Annotated in this window: 14 protein-coding genes and 1 tRNA gene; 12 read left to right on the forward strand and 3 right to left on the reverse strand. The window is 68.4% G+C overall.

Features of this window, described 5'->3' with window-relative positions; all coding sequences use genetic code 11:
- The first annotated feature begins 119 nt into the window (after window positions 1–119).
- The 3 genes from P6F26_RS03425 to P6F26_RS03435 all read left to right on the forward strand — a co-directional run bounded on the left by P6F26_RS03425 (window position 120) and on the right by P6F26_RS03435 (window position 2221).
- Entirely contained in the window at window positions 120–710 is a 591-nt protein-coding gene (locus P6F26_RS03425) for a TRAP transporter small permease (protein ID WP_278027247.1), read from the forward strand.
- A complete protein-coding gene (locus tag P6F26_RS03430) occupies window positions 707–2077 on the forward strand; it encodes a TRAP transporter large permease (RefSeq protein WP_278027248.1) in 1371 nt (456 codons plus the stop codon). The genes P6F26_RS03425 and P6F26_RS03430 overlap by 4 nt, the downstream gene beginning before the upstream one ends.
- 60 nt (window positions 2078–2137) lie before the next feature.
- A tRNA-Leu gene (locus tag P6F26_RS03435) sits at window positions 2138–2221 on the forward strand.
- A 253-nt stretch (window positions 2222–2474) separates the two neighbouring features.
- Here P6F26_RS03435 and P6F26_RS03440 read toward each other — a convergent pair.
- The 3 genes from P6F26_RS03440 to P6F26_RS03450 all read right to left on the reverse strand — a co-directional run bounded on the left by P6F26_RS03440 (window position 2475) and on the right by P6F26_RS03450 (window position 5139).
- Complete coding sequence (locus P6F26_RS03440; protein WP_278027249.1) at window positions 2475–3218, reverse strand: hypothetical protein; 744 nt, start codon at window positions 3216–3218, stop codon at window positions 2475–2477.
- 383 nt (window positions 3219–3601) lie between these two features.
- Window positions 3602–4042, reverse strand: coding sequence for an FCD domain-containing protein (locus P6F26_RS03445; protein WP_278027250.1), 441 nt, complete (start codon window positions 4040–4042; stop codon window positions 3602–3604).
- Window positions 4043–4206: 164 nt separating this feature from the next.
- Complete coding sequence (locus P6F26_RS03450; RefSeq protein ID WP_278027251.1) at window positions 4207–5139, reverse strand: ribokinase; 933 nt, start codon at window positions 5137–5139, stop codon at window positions 4207–4209.
- A gap of 157 nt (window positions 5140–5296) precedes the next feature.
- On the opposite strand from P6F26_RS03450, the gene P6F26_RS03455 reads away from it, so the two are divergent.
- From P6F26_RS03455 to P6F26_RS03495, 9 genes are all read left to right on the forward strand, one after another.
- Window positions 5297–6367: a LacI family DNA-binding transcriptional regulator gene (locus P6F26_RS03455; RefSeq protein WP_278027252.1), complete on the forward strand. Its 1071-nt coding sequence runs from the start codon at window positions 5297–5299 to the stop codon at window positions 6365–6367.
- 4 nt (window positions 6368–6371) lie between these two features.
- Window positions 6372–7304 carry an ABC transporter substrate-binding protein gene (locus P6F26_RS03460; RefSeq protein WP_278027253.1) on the forward strand — a complete coding sequence of 311 codons (933 nt, stop codon included), beginning with the start codon at window positions 6372–6374 and terminating at the stop codon, window positions 7302–7304.
- Between the two features lie 47 nt (window positions 7305–7351).
- A complete protein-coding gene (locus tag P6F26_RS03465) occupies window positions 7352–8116 on the forward strand; it encodes an ATP-binding cassette domain-containing protein (RefSeq protein WP_278027254.1) in 765 nt (254 codons plus the stop codon).
- Entirely contained in the window at window positions 8113–9126 is a 1014-nt protein-coding gene (locus tag P6F26_RS03470) for an ABC transporter permease (protein ID WP_278027255.1), read from the forward strand. The genes P6F26_RS03465 and P6F26_RS03470 overlap by 4 nt, the downstream gene beginning before the upstream one ends.
- 2 nt (window positions 9127–9128) lie before the next feature.
- Entirely contained in the window at window positions 9129–9974 is an 846-nt protein-coding gene (locus tag P6F26_RS03475) for a BtpA/SgcQ family protein (protein WP_278027256.1), read from the forward strand.
- A complete protein-coding gene (locus P6F26_RS03480) occupies window positions 9971–10621 on the forward strand; it encodes a TenA family protein (protein ID WP_278027257.1) in 651 nt (216 codons plus the stop codon). The genes P6F26_RS03475 and P6F26_RS03480 overlap by 4 nt, the downstream gene beginning before the upstream one ends.
- Window positions 10614–11681 (forward strand): phosphotriesterase family protein, encoded by a 1068-nt coding sequence (locus P6F26_RS03485; protein WP_278027258.1) that lies wholly within the window; start codon window positions 10614–10616, stop codon window positions 11679–11681. Before P6F26_RS03480 ends, P6F26_RS03485 begins: the two co-directional genes overlap by 8 nt.
- Window positions 11678–12439, forward strand: a complete 762-nt coding sequence (locus P6F26_RS03490) for a glutamine amidotransferase (RefSeq protein ID WP_278027259.1) — start codon at window positions 11678–11680, stop codon at window positions 12437–12439. Before P6F26_RS03485 ends, P6F26_RS03490 begins: the two co-directional genes overlap by 4 nt.
- A gap of 143 nt (window positions 12440–12582) precedes the next feature.
- The gene (locus P6F26_RS03495) at window positions 12583–13449 is read left to right on the forward strand and encodes a hypothetical protein (protein ID WP_278027260.1); all 867 of its coding nucleotides are present in this window, start codon (window positions 12583–12585) and stop codon (window positions 13447–13449) included.
- Window positions 13450–13494 lie beyond the last annotated feature (45 nt).

The raw sequence follows: 13494 nt of genomic DNA on the forward strand, positions 1-13494 counted from the left end.
GGGAGGCCGCCCGGACGCCTGTTCCCGTCCCGGACCTTCGCGCGCGCATCGCGCGGCGCAGGTCCGGGCGGGACACATGGCCCTGAAGTGACCCCGAGCCGGAGCGGACAGCCCTACACATGTTACTGATCGCACCCCGGGCCGAGGCCGCGACAGGCCGCCTCGTCGAGCGTTTCGCGCGCTACCTGGCCTTCGCGGGCGGCATCGTCCTCGTGCTCGTGGGGCTCATGGTCTGCGTCTCGATCGTCGGGCGGCAGTTCGACGGCATCGCCTTCTTCCGCCCGGTGCGCGGCGATTACGAACTGGTCGAGCTGGGCACGGTGGTCGCGGTCTTCGCCTTCCTGCCGTGGTGCCAGCTCAAGCGCGGGCATGTGGCCGTGGACGTCGTTGTGCAGGCGATGCCGGACCGCGCACGGGCCTTTTCGGGCTTCGTCGGCGACGCCCTGATCGCGGCTGTCGCCTTCGTCATGAGCTGGCGTCTATGGGCGGGGTTCGGCGAGAAGTTCCCCCATGGCAGCGACGCGGTCCGCGATGCGCTCGGCATGGGGCCGAGACCGTTCTTCCCAGAGCAGACCTACGAACTGGCGATCCCCACATGGATCCCCTACAGCCTCGCCTTCGCGGGCAGCGCGCTGTTCTTCGTGACCGCGCTCTATACCGCATGGCGGTCTCTGAACTGGACGCTCGAGGGCGCGGAGAGGATGCCGTGAGCGGGCTTGAGCTGGCGCTTTCCGCCTTCGGGCTGATGCTGGGCGCGATCTTCCTGCGCGTGCCGATCGGCGTGGCCATGGCGGTCACCGGCTTCGTGGGGACGTGGATCGTCCTCGGCCGTCCCAGCCCCGCGCTGAGCCAGCTGAAGTCCATGACCTACGACACGTTCAAGGACTACAGCCTCTCGATCGTGCCGCTCTTCCTGCTGATGGGACAATTCGCCACGAAATCGGGCATGTCGGGGGCGCTGTTCCAGGCGGCCTCGGACTGGCTCGGGCACCGCAAGGGCGGGGTGGCGATGGCCGCCGTCGGCGCCTGCGCGGGCTTCGGCGCGATCTGCGGCTCGTCGCTGGCCACGGCGTCCACGATGGGGCAGGTGGCCCTGCCCGAGATGCGCAAGCGCGGCTATTCCGACGCGCTGTCCACGGGCGTCCTCGCGGCCGGGGGCACGCTCGGCATCCTGATCCCGCCCTCGATCATCCTCGTGATCTACGCGATCCTCGCCGAGCAGAACATCGTGAAGATGTTCGTGGCCGCCATCCTGCCCGGCATCCTCGCCGCCCTGGGCTACATCCTCGCCGTCGCGATCTATGTCCGCGTGCGGCCGAACGCGGCCTCGGCGGCCGAGCGCGTGCCCTACCGCCAGAGGCTCAGGACGCTTGCGCGGATCTGGCCGGTCGTCGCGATCTTCGGCCTCGTCATGGGCGGGATCGCGGCCGACTGGGACTGGACGCAGGGCGGGGTGCAGGCGCTGTTCACGCCGACCGAGGGCGCTGCGGTGGGCGCCATCGCCACCGGGCTCTATGGGATGCTCACCGGGGGACTGAACTGGCGGGGGTTTCTCGACAGCGTTCTGGCCACCGCGCAGGCGACCGCGATGATCTTCTTCATCGTCTGGGGGGCGAAGCTGTTCAATTCGTTCCTCGCGCTGACGCGCGCGCCCGACCAGCTGGTGACGTGGATCGAGGCCTCGGGCTTCGCCCCGCTCGCAGTGCTCGCCATCATCCTTGCGACCTACCTCGTCTTCGGCTGCGTGATGGACTCGCTGTCCATGATCCTGCTAACGATCCCGATCTTCTTTCCGGTCATCATGTCGCTCGACTTCGTGATCTTCGGCTACGCGCTGGGCCCGGAAGAGGCGGCGATCTGGTTCGGCATCCTCGCGCTGATCGTGGTGGAGGTCGGGCTGATCACGCCGCCGGTCGGCATGAACCTGTTCATCATCAATTCCATGGCGCGCGACATCCCGATGGCGCGCACCTATGCCGGCGTCGCGCCCTTCGTCGCCTCGGACCTGATCCGGGTCGTGATCCTGGTTATGTTTCCGGGGATCACGCTGTGGCTCGTGGGGGTGCTGTTCGGCTAGCGCGCGGCACGGCGTGTTTCCGTTGACGGCGTGTGGCCGTGGGGCTAGGCAAAGCGCGTTGCCCGAGTGGCGGAATGGTAGACGCAGGGGATTCAAAATCCCCCGCCGCAAGGCTTGTCGGTTCGAGTCCGACCTCGGGTACCAACCGCATGACGAACCATTGCGTGACGAACCCAATGGTCTGGCGTCCATGGGACCCTTTCGCCATTTGGTCCGCCTCTTCACCCGCTCGCCGTTGCATGCCGCCTTGCGCAGGAGCCTTCCGATGGGGCGAGGCGGCCAATTCCATTGCCGACCGCCCGGCGATCTCTCGCGGCGTCCCGAATGAGCGATTGCGGCATGGACAAAGGTCGCCGTCGCCTTGCCCCGCCTGAGGTGGGTGCTTCCGTGTTGCGGGTCAGGCGCGTCCGTGCGGAGACCGCCGCCGCGCGACAAGACCCAGCCCGCACAGCACCGATCCAAGCAGGACGACGCTCGATGGCAGCGGCACGACCACGCCATCGGTCAGCCCGGACGTCACGGCCGTACTGCCGTCGTTCAGGACAAGGCTCGACCCGAAGAATGTCGGTCGGAAGGCGCCCGTGTCCTTCTCGCCGAAGATGAAGGCTGTCGTCGTGCTATCCGTGGCCTTGAGAAACTCCGCGATCGGCGGGTTTTCCGAAAAGTCGTAGACGCTATCCCTGAGGCTTATCCGCGTCGTGAAAGAGAGCAGGCGCGACGGGGTGCGGATATCCGCGACCGGAAGGGCGATATCGATATAGTAGCGGCCCGGATTGTTGAGATTGACCGTGCCGCCAATCAAGCTCGAACCCGAGCCCAAGAGAAATGTCTGGCTGCCATTCGCGTTTGTCAGCGTCAGCGTTCCGGCGGATGCGGACGCGTCGCTCCGTGAGAAGATCTCTCGAACCGGCTGACGACCGGTCGCCGACGTATCGACATCGAGCGAGAAGCTCCACGAGAGCACCATGCCGTCCTTGACGATTTCCTGCATCAGATCCGGGTTGTTCTGCGGCACGCCTGCGTCATAGGTCGCAGACCCGACGACAGATATCGTTGCTGCCACGGCGGCCTGTCCTGCGCCGAGACCGAGGGCCAGGCAGAACCCGAAGACACCAATTCCTTTCCTGGAGATCGAAACCATAAGCAATACCTCCTGATATGGCACAAAGCTTTTCGAACATGGGTGCAAATGTCAAACGCGGCGAAGAATGACGGGACGTTCTTCGTGCCGCATTGGCCTGCCATCTGAAAAGGCTCGGCTCCGACGCTTGAAATGCAGGCATGGTTCGGAGGCGATATCAGAGCCCTGATGCATGGTCACGCTGGCAAAAGACGTTCGGTTTTCCGTTTGCACGGAAATGCCGATGCCCTCTTGATACAAGGGCCTGGGGAAATTCGACGAGGCGGCGAATGGATCGCTCCGTGCCGGCCCCTGGCGCCACCCCTTCGGTGAACTGAAGCACCCTGCGTCCGGCTGCCGGCCTTGCGCGCCGCCCAGGATGGCCTCAGCGCACCCGACTTCGCTCAGGCGCCGCTGCGAAGTTCCTCCTGGGTCTTGCTGCAATGAGCTTCGGTCAGCCGGCAGGCCAAGTCCACGTCGCGCGCGAGCACCGCCTCGGCGATGGCGGCGTGCTCCGCCCCGAGATCCCGGCGGCTTCGTGTGATTCCGACCGAGGCCCGGCGGTATCGCTCGGCGACGGTCTGAAGTTTGTCGCGAACGTTCAGAAGCCAATGCGACCCGCAGGCCGAGACCATGGCGCGATGAAAGGCGGTGTTGGCCCGTTCCCAGTCGTCGCTGCCCGCCGCCATCTCGCGGTCGGCCTTCGCCATCAGGTAGCTGGCCGAGACGACCTCGGCCTCCCAGTCGTTGCCTCCGTTGAGGATGGACAGGCGCAGGGCCTCGCGCTCCACCGCGACGCGGGCGCGGGTCACGTCGGCGAACTCGTCCGGGTCCAGCGGCGCCACGGTGAAGCCGCGGTACCGCCGAGGCGCCCCTCGAGATCCGGCGCTTCCCCGTGTCCGTCTTCTGGCACCGCAGGAACGACAACGACCCCCGGACGCTCTGGCTGGCCCGGAACATCGGCGCGGCGATGTCCGACTGACGTCGGCGGCGCGGCTCGGCCCCCGCTTCAGCCTGCCGGGGTCTCCGCGATCAGGGCCGCGATCCGGGCGGCGTCGGGGAACGCCCCGGCCGCGCCGACGGCGCCGATCGTGTCGGCGGCCGCGCGGCTCGCGTGACGAAGCGCGGCCACGTCTATGCCGCTTCCCCGCAGGAGGGCCGAGCCCACGGCGACGCCCTCGAAGCAGTCGCCCGCGCCGGTCACGTCGACGACCTCGACCGTCTCGGCCGGAACGCGAACGACCCCGTCCTTCGAGCCCAGTAGCGACCCCTCGGCCCCGAGTGTCAGCACGACCTGCGACGCGCCGGCCCGCAGCAGCGCGTCGACAGCCTCCCGTGGGGGCAGCCCGGTGAGGCCGTGCGCCTCGGTCTGGTTGACGAAAAGCGCGTCGGCGAGCGGCACGAGTTCGCCGAGGGCCGCATCGAAGGGCGACGGGTTCAGCACGAGGAACAGACCGCGGCGCGCGCATTCGTGGCAGAGCGCCGCGGTCACGTCGACGGCGAGGTTGCCCTGCAGCAGCACCGCGTCCCCGGCGCGCGCCGTTTCCAGAACCGACAGGCATTCGGCCAGTGTCGCGCTTGCGGCGCAGGCGTTGGTCGTGACGATCACGTTGTCGCCGTTCGCCTGGGCGAAGACGATCGAGCGGTCGGTCGGCAGGTCCGCGCGCTCCAGCAGGGCCGTGCCGAGGGGTTCGCGCGATAGCGCCGCGCGGATCTCGCGTCCGTGCCAGTCGCAGCCCACCGCCGCGACCAGCGTCGTGGGCACGCCCGTGCGCGCCAGCGCGATCGCCTGGTTCGCGCCCTTGCCGCCGAGACCGGTGTGCCCGGCCGTTCCAAGCACCGAAGCGCCGGCCACGGGCAGGTCCCGCACGAGGAACACCTCGTCCATCGCCGCGTTGCCGAAGACGAAAGCCCGGCGCTGGCTTGCATTCCGTCCTGTCATTTCAGCGCCCCAGCCATTCGAAGTGCACACTTTCTGACCAAGGCGCGGATCGTGCCCGCTGCATTTGAGACCTGTCTTGACCCATGTGGTATCACGGTTTACTAAATGCGTTTAGTAAATGCGTTTACCGCAGTCCCTTTCGGTTGGGAAGAGGCGAATGCCGGCAAGTCTGAAGGATGTCGCGAAGGAAGCGGGGCTGTCGCCTGCGGCGGTGTCCCGGCATCTGAACGGCACCCTCGAGCTGCCCGAGGAGACGCGCGAGCGGATCGAGGATGCCGTGCGGCGGCTGGGATACCGCCCGAACCCCCATGCGCGGCGTCTGAGCCTCGGCCGTTCGGACACCATCACCCTGATCGTGCCCGACATCGCCAACCCCTTCTTCGCGACGCTCGCGGCCACGGTCGAGCGCGTGGCGTCGGAGCGGGGCATGATCGTCCAGCTTCACGCCACCTCGAACCTCGAGACGCGCGAGATCGCGGTCCTGGAACTTGCGGCGGACCACCGCTCGGACGGCGTCGTCTTCTGCACCAACCGCAGGCCCGGCCCCGACGTGGCCGAGGCGATCGCCGCCCTGCCGCGTGCGGTCATCGTGGACGAGGCTGTGCCGGGTGCTGCCGCGCCGCACATCTATGCCGACAACGCGCAGGGCGGATACCTGGCCGGGCGGCATCTCGCGCAGTGGGGTCATCGCCGGGTCGCCTACCTCGGCGGCGATCCCACGCTGATGTCCACCAAGCTGCGTTCCGAGGGGCTCGAGCGCGGCCTCCGCGAGGGCAGCGGCGAGGCCGAGGTCGGCGTGCGCATCCTCTCGGGCCGCCACGAGGTCCTTTCGGGCCGCGCCCTCGCGGCCGAGCTTCTGGATGCGGACGGCCCCGAGACGGCCATCTTCGTGGGCTCGGACGAACTGGCCATCGGCGTGATCGAGACGCTGCGCGCGCGCGGCGTCCGCATTCCCCACGACATGTCACTGGTAAGCTTCGACGGCGCGCGGGCGCTGCATCTCTACGACCCGCCGATCACGGCGGTGCGCCAGCCCGCCCGGAAGCTTGGAGAACGCGCGGTCGAGCTGCTGCTCGACGGCGACTGGGACGATCGGACCCTGCCGGACCTGGTCGAGTACCTACCGGTCGAGCTGATCGAGAGGGCGTCGGTCGCGGCGCCGAACGAAGCGAGAAAAGCAAGAAAAGCAAGAGCAGACCATACCACCCAACCCGACAGAGGAGATTGACGACATGACGACCATGACCAGGGGCGCGCTGCTTGCAGCCGCCGCAACCATCGGTCTCGCAGCTGGTTCCGCCGGCGCCGAGACCTTCGCGCTGGTGCAGATCAACCAGCAGGCGCTGTTCTTCAACCAGATGAACGAAGGCGCGACCGCCGCCGCCGAGGCGCAGGGCGACGAGCTGGTGATCTTCAACGCCAACAACGATCCCGCCGCCCAGAACAGCGCGATCGAGACCTACATCGCGCAGGGCGTGGACGGCATCGTCGTCGTCGCGATCGACGTGAACGGCATCATGCCGGCGGTGCAGCAGGCCGCCGACGCGGGCATTCCCGTCGTCGCGGTGGACGCCGTTCTGCCCGAAGGCCCGCAGGCCGCGCAGGTCGGCGTCGACAACATGGATGCCGGCGGCATGATCGGCGACTACTTCGTCGAGTACGTGCAGTCCGAGATGGACGGCACGGCGACGGTCGGCATCGTCGGCGCTCTGAACTCGGCGATCCAGAACATCCGCCAGGACGGCTTCGAGGCCAGCATCGAGGGCGTGGACGGCATCACCGTGGCGGGCGTGGTCGATGGCCAGAACGTGCAGGACATCGCGCTGTCGGCGGCCGAGAACCTGATCACGGCCAACCCTAACCTCGACGCGATCTACGCCACCGGCGAGCCCGCGCTTCTGGGCGCCATCGCCGCCGTCGAGAGCCAGGGCCGCCAGGGCGACATCCACGTCTTCGGCTGGGACCTGACCGCACAGGCGATCCGCGGCATCGACGAGGGTTACGTCGAGGCGGTGATCCAGCAGGACCCCGGCGAGATGGGCGCGACCGCGGTCCGCATCCTCGGCGACCTCGCCTCGGGCGGCAGCACCGAGGCGATCGTCTCGGTTCCGGTGACGATCGTCACCAGCGAGAACGTGGACGATTTCCGGAGCATCTTCGAATGACATCCGCGCAATCGCGAGACATGGCGATTGCCGGGCCGGAGGGCGTCATGCCCTCCGGTTCCGCCTCCGAGGCCAGGGGCGTCCCGCGCATCTCGCTGCGGGACATCCGCAAGACCTTCGGATCGATCGAGGCCCTGCGCGGCGTCGATCTCGACGTCTATCCGGGCGAATGCGTCGGGCTGATCGGCGACAACGCGGCGGGGAAATCCACGCTGACCAAGATCATATCGGGCACCTACGTCCCGGACGCGGGCACCATGCGCGTGGACGGCGAGGAGGTGCGGTTCTCCAACCCCTCCGACGCGCGCGCCCGCAACATCGAGATGGTGTTCCAGGATCTCAGCCTGTGCGACCACATCGACGTGATGGGCAATCTCTTTCTCGGGCGCGAGGTGTCGCGCTGGTCGTTCCTCGACCGCCGCACCATGCGCGAAAGGGCGCGGCAGATGCTCGACGATCTCGACATCCGCATCCCGCGCCTGAATGCGCGCGTCGAACAGCTTTCGGGCGGGCAGCGGCAGGCCATCGCCATCGCGCGCGCCGCCTCCTTCCAGCCCCGCGTCCTGATCATGGACGAGCCCACCTCGGCGCTGGCCGTGGCCGAGGTCGAGGCCGTCCTGCGGCTCATCAACGAGGTGAAGTCGCGCGGCGTCGCGGTGATCCTGATCACCCACCGCCTTCAGGACCTGTTCGAGGTCTGCGACCGCATCGCGGTGATGTACGAGGGCACCAAGGTGGCCGAACGCGGCATCGGCAACACGAGCCTCGAGGATCTCGTGAAGCTGATTGTCGGCAAGGGAGAGGCGATATGAGCGTCCAGTACACCGAGCGCGGGCAGGGTTCCGCGATCGCGGACTTCTTCACCGAGCACGCGCAGGTCCTGTCCATCGCGGGCTTCTTCCTCGTCTGCGTGGTGTTCTTCTCGGTCATGACGGAGGCGTTCCTGACGCCGGTGAATCTTCTGAACATCCTGCGGCAGGCCGCGCCGATCCTGGTGGTCGCCGTCGCCATGACCTTCGTCATCATCACCGCGGGCATCGACCTGTCGGTCGGCTCGCAGGTGGCGCTGATCAACGCGGTCGCGGCCATCGTGCTGTCGGCCGGATGGCTTCCCTGGCCGCTGGTGATCCTCGGCATGCTGGCGCTCGGCGCCTTCATCGGCCTGGTGCAGGGCTGGTTCGTGGCCTACCAGGGCATCCCCGCCTTCATCGTGACGCTGGCGGGCCTGTCGATCCTGCGCGGCCTCGCGCTTTACCTGACGCAGGGCTACTCGATCCCGATCCCCGACCTTCCGGGCTTCCTCGCGCTGGGGCGGGGGCAGGTCTCGGGCATACCGGTGCCCGTCTTCGTCGCCGTGGCGATCGCCGTTCTCGGCACCGTCGTCCTTGCGCGCACCGTCTACGGGCGCCGCGTGGTCGCGGTGGGATCGAACCCCGAGGCCGCGCGCCGCGCGGGGATGCCCGCGCGCGGGACGATCGCCTCGGTCTACGTCCTGACCGGAGTGGCGAGCGCGGTGGCGGGCCTTCTGATCGCCGCGCGCCTCGGCTCGGGGTCGTCGAACGCGGCGGTGGGTTTCGAGCTTCAGGTGATCGCGGCCGTGGTGCTGGGCGGCACGTCGCTGTTCGGCGGGCGCGGCTCGATCCTCGGCACGCTTCTGGGCGCGATGACCATCGCGGTGATCGGCAACGGCCTGATCCTGATGCACATCTCGCCGTTCTTCACCCAGATCGTCACCGGCACCATCATCCTTGTCGCGATCTGGCTCAACACGCGCATCTTCACCGCGAACTTCCGGTTCGGCGGCGGGCGCAGGAAAGGCTGATCATGGCGCAGATATCGGACAGGCCGCAGAACGCGATCGAGGAGATCTTCGGCCGGAAGAAGGCGCTGATCGGGATGATCCACTGCCCGGCGTTTCCGGGCGCGCCCCGCTACCGAGGCGCGCCGCGCGAAGAGATCCTGTCGTTCTGCCTGCGCGACGCCGAACGGCTGGTCGCAGGCGGGATGCACGGGCTGCTGGTCGAGAATCACGGCGACATTCCGTTCTCCAAGCCAGAGGACATCGGCCCCGAGACGGCGGCCTTCATGGCCGTCGTCGCCGACCGGATCGCGCGGGAGTTCGACCTGCCGATGGGGATCAACGTGCTGGCGAACGCGCCGATCCCTGCCTTCGCCGTCGCCGCCGCGTCGGGGGCGTCCTTCATCCGGGTGAACCAGTGGGCCAACGCCTACGTCGCCAACGAGGGGTTCATGGAGGGACGCGCGGCCGAGGCGCTGCGCTACCGCTCGAAGCTTCGGGCCGAGGGCATCCGCGTCTTCGCCGACAGCCACGTCAAGCACGGCAGCCACGCCATCGTGGCCGACCGCAGCGTGACCGAGTTGACCCGCGACCTCGCCTTCTTCGACGCCGACGCCGTGATCGCGACGGGCCAGCGCACGGGCGACAGCGCCGATCTCGGCGAGATCGAGACAGTGCGCGACGCGACGCATCTGCCCGTTCTGGTGGGCTCGGGCGTGACGCCCGGGAATGTGGTGCCGATCCTCGAGCGTGTGGACGCGGTCATCGTGGCCTCATCGCTGAAGGAAGGCGGCGTCTGGTGGAACTCCGTCGAGGCCGCGCGCGTGACAGCCTTCGTCGAGGCGGCGCGCCCGGTGCTGGACGGCCCATGACCGCGCTCTCCGACCTCATCCTTCGGGACAACGCCGAGGTCCTCGCGCGGATGCTCGCCCATCCCTTCGTCCGCGCCGTCGCCGAAGGTACCCTGCCCGCGAGCGCATATCACCGCTACCTCGTGCACGAGGGCGCCTTCGTCGAGACCGCCATCTCGATCTTCGCCTTCGCCACGGCCAAGGCGCCCGACCTCGAGGCGAAGCGGTGGCTGGTCGGGGTGCAGGACGCTCTGGTCAGAGACCAGATCCCCTATTTCGAACAGAGCTTCACCGAGCTCGGCGTCCAGACCGGCATCCCCGTCCCCGAGGCGGTGCGGGCCTTCGACAGTGGAATGCTCGACCTCGCGCGCGAGGGCGATTTCCTGCAGATCGTGACCGCCATGTTCGCCGCCGAATGGATGTACTGGACATGGTGCAGCGCGGCGGCGTCGCGCGAGATCGCCGATCCTCATGTCCGCCGGTGGGTGGACCTGCACGCGGACGATACCTTCGCCGCGCAGGCGCGCTGGCTCAAGGCCGCGATCGACCGCCATGGCGACCCTCGCGACCGCGAGCGCCTCGGCGCGGTCTTCGGGCGCGTGACCGAGCTGGAAATCGCGTTCCACGATGCGCCCCTCGCGGCGGACAAGGAGACATCCCATGCATAGGACCCCGTCGCCGACCGTTTCCGCCGTCGCCGGCCCCGTGGCGCGCGACAGCCTCGGCGTCACCCTGATGCACGAGCACATCCTGAACGATTGCACCTGCTGGTGGCGGGGCAGGGACCCCGATTTCGTCTCGCCGATCCGCGACCTGCCGGTCAGCGCCTCGATCCTGTCGCGGCTGAAGCACGACCCCTTCGCCTGCCGTGACAACTGCGCGCTCAACGACGAGAGCCTCGCGGTGGCAGAGCTGCTGCAATTCGCCGAGGAGGGCGGCCGGACCGTCGTGGACCCCACCTGCCGCGGCATCGGGCGCTCGCCCGAGGCGCTCAGGCGGATCTCCAAGGCCACCGGCCTCAATATCGTCATGGGATCGGGCTACTACCTGCAGTCCTCGCATCCCGCCGGGCTTGCCGCGATGACCGCCGAGGACGTCGCGCGGGAACTCGTGGCCGAGCATCGCGAAGGCGTCGGCCCCGAGGCCGTGCCCATCGGGCTGATCGGCGAGATCGGCGTCAGCGCGGATTTCACCCCGGAGGAGCGCAAGAGCCTTCGCGGCGCGTCGATGGCCGCGCTGGAGACCGGCCTGCCCCTGATGATCCACCTGCCGGGATGGGAGCGTCTGGCCCACGAGGTTCTCGACACCGTCGCGGGCGAGGGCCAGCCGCTCGACCGGGTGATCCTGTGCCACATGAACCCGTCATGGGACGATGGCGACTACCAGCGCGCGCTCGCCGACCGGGGCGCGTTCCTTGAATACGACATGATCGGCATGGACTACTGGTACGACGACCAGCAGGTTCAATGCCCCTCGGACGAGGATTGCGCGCGCGCCATCGCGGCGCTGGTCCGCGACGGATACCGCGACCGGCTGCTCCTGTCGCAGGACGTCTTCGTGAAGATGATGCTGACGCCCTTCGGCGGGAACGGCTATGCCCACGTGCAGCGCCATTTCCTTCCCCGCCTCCTGCGGCTCGGGCTCGGCGAGGGCGACCTCGAACGCCTGATGGTCGCCAACCCCGCCGCGGCGCTTTGCGCCTACACAACACCGGAGACCACGCCATGACCAAACTTCTTCTCGTCGGCGAAAGCTGGGTCAGCTCGGCCAGCCATTTCAAGGGCTTCGACCAGTTCGGCAGCGTCACCTTCCACACCGGCGCCGACCGCTTCGTGCAGGGAATGGAGCGCGCCGGGATCGACGTGACCTACATGAAGGCGCACGAGGCCGCCGAGGGCTTTCCCTACACCCGCGAGGCGCTCGAGGCCTACGACGTGGTGATGCTGTCGGACATCGGAGCCAACACGCTTCTGCTGCCGCCCGATGTCTGGCTGCGCGGCCAGCGCGTGCCGAACCGCCTGAAGCTGATCGAGGGCTGGGTGCAGGACGGGGGCGGCCTGATCATGATCGGCGGCTACATGACCTTCCAGGGCATCGACGGGCGCGGGCGCTGGCACCGCACGCCGGTGGAACGCGCGCTGCCGGTCGAATGCCTGCCCCATGACGACCGCGTGGAAATCCCCGAGGGCGCGACGCCCGAGGTCGTGCAGGCCGGACATCCGCTTCTCGCCGGGGTGCCGTCCGACTGGCCCTATCTCCTTGGGGTGAACGAGCTTTCGGCGCGGCCCGGCGCCGAGATCATCCTGCGCCTTCCCGGGGATCAGGGCGGCCTTCCGCTTCTGGTGTCGGGCACGCATGGCAAGGGCCGGACCCTCGCCTGGGCCTCCGACATGAGCGAGCACTGGCTGCCGAGGCCCTTCCTCGATTGGCCCGGATACGACGTGCTCTTCGAGAACATGGTGACATGGGCGGCAGGCCCGTCCTGAGGGCGGGGCGGGACTTCGTTGCGCGCCAAGCCGGAACGCGGAACGGGAGCAGGTTTCACGTCATAAGATTGACATAGGTCATAGTTTCTACTCGAAGCGCTGCCTAGCCTCCGATCGAGAGTGATCGCAGATTGGAGGAAACGATGAAGTCCTTGTTTGCAAGACCCGTCATCTCGGTGGCGGCGGTCTCTGCGATTGCCGTTGCGGCGTCGCTGGCGGCAGGCGTCGTCACCGCGCCCTATCCGTGGGGCGTTTCGGCAGCCTTCGCGCAGGAGGAGGGCGGGGGCGGCAGCGGCGGACGCGGAGCCGGAGGGCCAGGCGGAAGCGGGGGCGGCGGTCACGATGAGGGCGACGGCCATGATGAGGGCGGAAGCCACGAGGAGGGCGGCGGCGTCGGGTCCGGTGGCCGCGGCGGCGGCCATGACCCCGGCGGCGCGGGCGACGCGCCCGGACCGCAGGCGGGCGCCGCCGGTGGCGAGCAGGGCCACGGCGACGGCGAGCCGCGTGGCGGCAGCGGGCAGCCCTGGGCGCGGGACGCGCTTCTGCCGGCGTGGTCGGACATGGACCCCGAGACGTTCGAGTTGGGCCGCCTGAACGTCGCGAGATCGCCCGAGCAGGTTCTTGCGCGCGCCTATGGCGAGGCCGAGCTGGTGCTGGGCGGCATGTCGGGCTTCTACAACCTTTCGCTGGGCGAGATGCGGGACCTGCTCTCGGACCCGGTTCGGTTCGATCAGACCGCCTTCATCGACTCGCCGCTGCAGAACCTCGCGCTGTTCGAGGACGCCCTCGACGGGACGATCGACCTGCGCGATTTCGGGATCACCGCAAGCGCCGGGACCATCCTTGCGGTGACGCTAGGCATGGCGTCCGACAAGGAGATGGAGATCAGCCCGGAAACCGTCTACGCGCTGAGCGTGATCTTCGAGAAGCCCCTGACGCAGGCCTCGGCGGCATCGATCGCCGCAGCGGCGGACGCGATCCGCGCGGCCGTTTTGGCCGGACACGGTTGAACCTTGCGGGCGCCGGACGCCGGGTCCGCCCCGCCCGGCGGATCC

The organism is Roseicyclus salinarum (assembly GCF_029624655.1).
GTDB lineage: Bacteria > Pseudomonadota > Alphaproteobacteria > Rhodobacterales > Rhodobacteraceae > Roseibacterium > Roseibacterium salinarum.